Source organism: Pseudomonas sp. BN606 (assembly GCF_029873115.1).
Classification (GTDB): domain Bacteria; phylum Pseudomonadota; class Gammaproteobacteria; order Pseudomonadales; family Pseudomonadaceae; genus Metapseudomonas.
On record NZ_SSOF01000025.1, the window covers coordinates 1 to 4,249 of the forward strand.

Consider the following 4,249-nt stretch of genomic DNA (forward strand, 5'->3'; position numbering starts at 1 on the left):
TGCTTGAACATCACGTGGCGAATGGCGGTGTAGTCCTCCAACCCATACATGGACATGTCCTTGCCGTAGCCGGAGTGCTTGACGCCGCCGTGGGGCATTTCGCTGACCAGCATGAAATGAGTGTTGACCCAGGTGCAGCCGTACTGCAGGCGCGCGGACAGGCGGTGGGCGCGGCCGACGTCGGCGGTCCAGAGGGAAGAGGCCAGGCCGTAGTCGGAATCGTTGGCCCACTCCAGCACCTGCTCCTCGCTATCGAACTCGGTGACCGAGACCACCGGGCCGAACACTTCGCGGCGGACGATCTCGTCGTCCTGGCGGGCGCCGGCGAGCACGGTGGGCTGGAAGAAGAAACCCGGGCCGTCGACACGCTTGCCGCCGGTGACCACCTGGATGTGCGGCACGGCGGCAGCGCGCTGGACGAAGCCCTCGACGCGCTCCAGGTGCTGCTCGGTGATCAGCGGGCCGAGTTCGGTATTCGGGTCGTCCTGCAGGCCGGTCCGGATGCTGCCGACGGCTTCGCCGAGCTTGGCGACGAACTTCTCGTAGATGCCTTTCTGCGCGTAGATGCGGCAGGCGGCGGTGCAGTCCTGGCCGGCGTTGTAGAAGCCGAAGGTGCGAATGCCTTCCACGGCGGCGTCGATGTCGGCGTCGTCGAAGATGATCACCGGGGCCTTGCCGCCCAGTTCCATGTGCATGCGTTTCACGCTGTCGGCGGTGCCGGCGATGATGCGCGAGCCGGTGGCGACCGAGCCGGTGAGGGAGACCATGCGCACCTTCGGGTGGGTGGTCAGCGGTTCACCGACGCTCGGGCCGCGGCCGAAGACCATGTTCACCACGCCGGCGGGGAAGATCTCGGCGATGTACTCGGCGAGCTTCAGGGCGGTCAGCGGGGTCTGCTCGGAGGGTTTCAGTACCACGGTGTTGCCGGCGGCCAGGGCCGGGCCGAGTTTCCAGGCGGCCATCATCAGCGGGTAGTTCCACGGCGCGATGGAAGCGACCACGCCGACCGGGTCGCGGCGGATCATCGAGGTATGGCCGGGCAGGTACTCACCGGCGGCGGAACCGCTCATGCAGCGGCTGGCGCCGGCGAAGAAGCGGAACACGTCGGCGATGGCCGGCAGTTCGTCGTTCAGCGCGGCGGCGTAGGGCTTGCCGCAGTTCTGCGATTCCAGGCGGGCCAGTTCTTCGGCGTGGGCGTCGATGCGGTCGGCGAGCTTGAGCAGGAGGGTGGAGCGGTCTTTCGGCGAGGTCTGCGACCAGGCCGGGAAGGCGGCGTCGGCGGCGCGCACGGCGGCATCGACCTGGGCCGGGCTGGCCTCGGCGATTTCCACCAGGGCGGTGCCCAGGGACGGGTTGAGCACGGCGAGGCTGGGGCCTTCACCAGCGACGAGCTGGCCGTTGATCAGGAGTTTGGTTTGCATGGTGTAGGTCCTCGTTCGGTTCTAGCCCCTCTCCCCCTGGGAGAGGGGTTGGGGTGAGGGAAAATCGGTGTGGCTCGGACCGCCCTCACGCCCGGCCCCTCTCCCGGAGGGAGAGGGGAGAAAGCGAGGGAGAGGGAGCCGGCCTGAAACTGTTTACTTCCCGCTACCCGCCACGCTCTCGCCACCCTTGGTCAGGTAGTAGGCGGCGAGGATGGGCAGCATGGTCACCAGCATCACCAGCATGGCGACCACGTTGGTGACCGGGACATCACGCGGGCGGCTGAGCTGGTTGAGCAGCCAGATCGGCAGCGTGCGCTCGTGGCCGGCGGTGAAGGTGGTGACGATGATCTCGTCGAACGACAGCGCGAACGCCAGCATGCCGCCCGCCAGCAGGGCCGAGCCCAGGTTCGGCAGGATGATGTGGCGGAAGGTCTGCCAACCGTCGGCACCCAGGTCCATCGAGGCTTCGATGAGGCTATGGGAGGTGCGGCGGAAGCGCGCGATCACGTTGTTGTGGACGATCACCACGCAGAAGGTGGCGTGGCCGATGACGATGGTCAGCAGGCCGGGTTCTATGCCCAACTCCTTGAACGCCGAGAGCAGGGCGATACCGGTGATGATGCCGGGCAGGGCGATCGGCAGGATCAGCATCAGCGAGATGCCTTCCTTGCCGAAGAAGCTGTGGCGATACAGCGCGGCGGCCGCCAAGGTGCCCAGAACCATGGCGATCAGCGTGGCGACGACCGCGACCTGCAGCGACAGCTTGATCGCTTCCACCACGTCGGCGCGGCCGAAGGCGACGCTGAACCAGTGCAGGGTGAAGCCCTGCGGCGGGAAGCTGAAGGCGGCGTCTTCGGTGTTGAAGGCGTACATGAAGATGATCAGGATCGGGATGTGCAGGAATGCCAGCCCGCCCCAGGCGGCCGCTTTCAGGCCCCAGGACGCTTTCTCAGAGTGCATCGAAGGCCCCCAGACGTTTGACGATGGACAGGTAAACGGCGATCAGCACGATCGGCACCAGGGTGAAGGCGGCGGCCATGGGCATGTTGCCGATGGCGCCCTGCTGGGCGTACACCATGCTGCCGATGAAGTAACCGGGCGGGCCCACCAGCTGCGGCACGATGAAGTCGCCCAGGGTCAGGCTGAAAGTGAAGATAGAGCCGGCGGCGATACCCGGAATGGACAGCGGCAGGATCACCTGCATGAAGGTCTGGCGCGGGTGCGCGCCGAGGTCGGCAGAGGCTTGCAGCAGCGACGGCGGCAGGCGCTCCAGGGAGGCCTGGATCGGCAGGATCATGAACGGCAGCCAGATGTACACGAACACCAGGAAGCGCCCCAGGTGCGAGGTGGAGAGGGTGCTGCCACCGACACCGGGCACGCCCAGCAGCAGTTCCAGCACGGGCTGCAGATGCAGCGCCTGGACGAACCACATCACTACGCCGCCCTTGGCCAGCAGCAGGGTCCAGGCGTAGGCCTTGACGATGTAGCTGGCCCACATGGGCATCATCACCGCGATGTAGAAGAACGCCTTGGTCTTGCCCGTGGTGTAGCGCGCCATGTAGTAGGCGATGGGGAAGGCCAGTGCGGCACTGGCGATGGACACGGCGATGGCCATGCTCAGCGTGCGCACGATGATGTCGAAGTTGGCGGCCTGGAACAGTGCGCCAAAGTTGACCAGGGTCAGGTCCGTCGACACCGTCATGGTGAAGTCGTCGAAGGTGTAGAAACCCTGCCAGAGCAGCGTCAGCAGCGAGCCCAGGTAGATAGCGCCGAACCACAGCAGCGGCGGCACCAGCAGCAGCGAGAGGTACAGCGTCGGACGGCGATAGAGCAGGCCCGAGAACCTGCGCATCAAGCCATTGGCGGCGCGCGGCCGCTCGGCGTTGAGGGTCAGTTCCATGTCACGCACCCTCGGTCAGCTGGACCATGGCATCGCGGGCCCAGCGAGCGGTGACCACCTGGCCCTGCTGGTGCAGCGGCGCGGCGTCCTGCCACTGGCTGTTGGCCAGGCTGACGCAGAGGTTCTGGCCGTTATCCAGGCGGATTTCGTAGCGGGTGGCGGCGCCCTGGTACTGGATGTCGTGGAGCAGGCCGCTGATTTCCACCTCGTGGCTGCCGACCTCGCCCTGGGCGAAGCGGATGTGCTCGGGGCGGATGGAGAAAGGTTGCTCTACACCGGAGAGCTGGCGGGCCAGGTCGCCGCGCAGCACGTTGGAGGTGCCGACGAATTCGGCAACGAAAGGCGTGGCCGGCTTCATGTAGAGGTTGCGCGGGGTGTCCACCTGCTCGATGCGGCCCTTGTTGAACACCGCCACGCGGTCGGACATGGACAGCGCCTCGCCCTGGTCGTGGGTGACGAAGATAAAGGTGATGCCGAGCTGGCGCTGCAACTTCTTCAACTCGCTCTGCATCTGCTCGCGCAGCTTCAGGTCCAATGCGCCGAGGGGTTCGTCAAGCAGCAGCACGCGCGGGCGATTGACCAATGCGCGAGCAAGGGCCACGCGCTGGCGCTGGCCGCCGGAAAGCTGCGCGGGCTTGCGGTCGCCGTAGCCGGCCAGGGCGACCATTCCGAGCGCTTCTTCGGCACGTGCCAGGCGCTCGGCGCGAGCTACGCCCTTCACCTTGAGGCCATAGGCGACGTTGTCGCGCACGTTCATGTGCGGGAACAGGGCGTAGTCCTGGAACACGGTGTTCACGTCGCGCTCGTAGGGCGGCAGGCCGGCGGCCTCTTCACCGTGGATGCGAATGGAACCCGAGGTGGGTTGCTCGAAGCCGGCGATCAGGCGCAGGCAGGTGGTCTTGCCCGAGCCCGAGGGGCCGAGCATGGA

General features: G+C 66.6%; 4 protein-coding genes. All 4 read right to left on the reverse strand.

What is annotated here, in order from left to right:
• The coding region (locus tag E8E75_RS00915) for a gamma-aminobutyraldehyde dehydrogenase (RefSeq protein WP_280357740.1) at positions 1-1,421 on the reverse strand (1,421 nt) is incomplete at its 3' end.
• 153 nt (positions 1,422-1,574) lie between these two features.
• Entirely contained in the window at positions 1,575-2,381 is an 807-nt protein-coding gene (locus E8E75_RS00920) for an ABC transporter permease (RefSeq protein ID WP_120654801.1), read from the reverse strand.
• Positions 2,371-3,321: an ABC transporter permease gene (locus E8E75_RS00925; protein ID WP_120654802.1), complete on the reverse strand. Its 951-nt coding sequence runs from the start codon at positions 3,319-3,321 to the stop codon at positions 2,371-2,373. The genes E8E75_RS00920 and E8E75_RS00925 overlap by 11 nt, the downstream gene beginning before the upstream one ends.
• Position 3,322: 1 nt before the next feature.
• On the reverse strand, positions 3,323-4,249 hold a 927-nt coding region (locus tag E8E75_RS00930), incomplete at its 5' end, for an ABC transporter ATP-binding protein (protein ID WP_280357741.1).

Excerpts from the sequence above, each read along its gene's own strand:
- E8E75_RS00925 (WP_120654802.1), bottom strand. The coding sequence starts at position 3,321 with ATGGAACTGACCCTCAACGCCGAGCGGCCGCGCGCCGCCAATGGCTTG.
- E8E75_RS00920 (WP_120654801.1), bottom strand. The coding sequence starts at position 2,381 with ATGCACTCTGAGAAAGCGTCCTGGGGCCTGAAAGCGGCCGCCTGGGGC.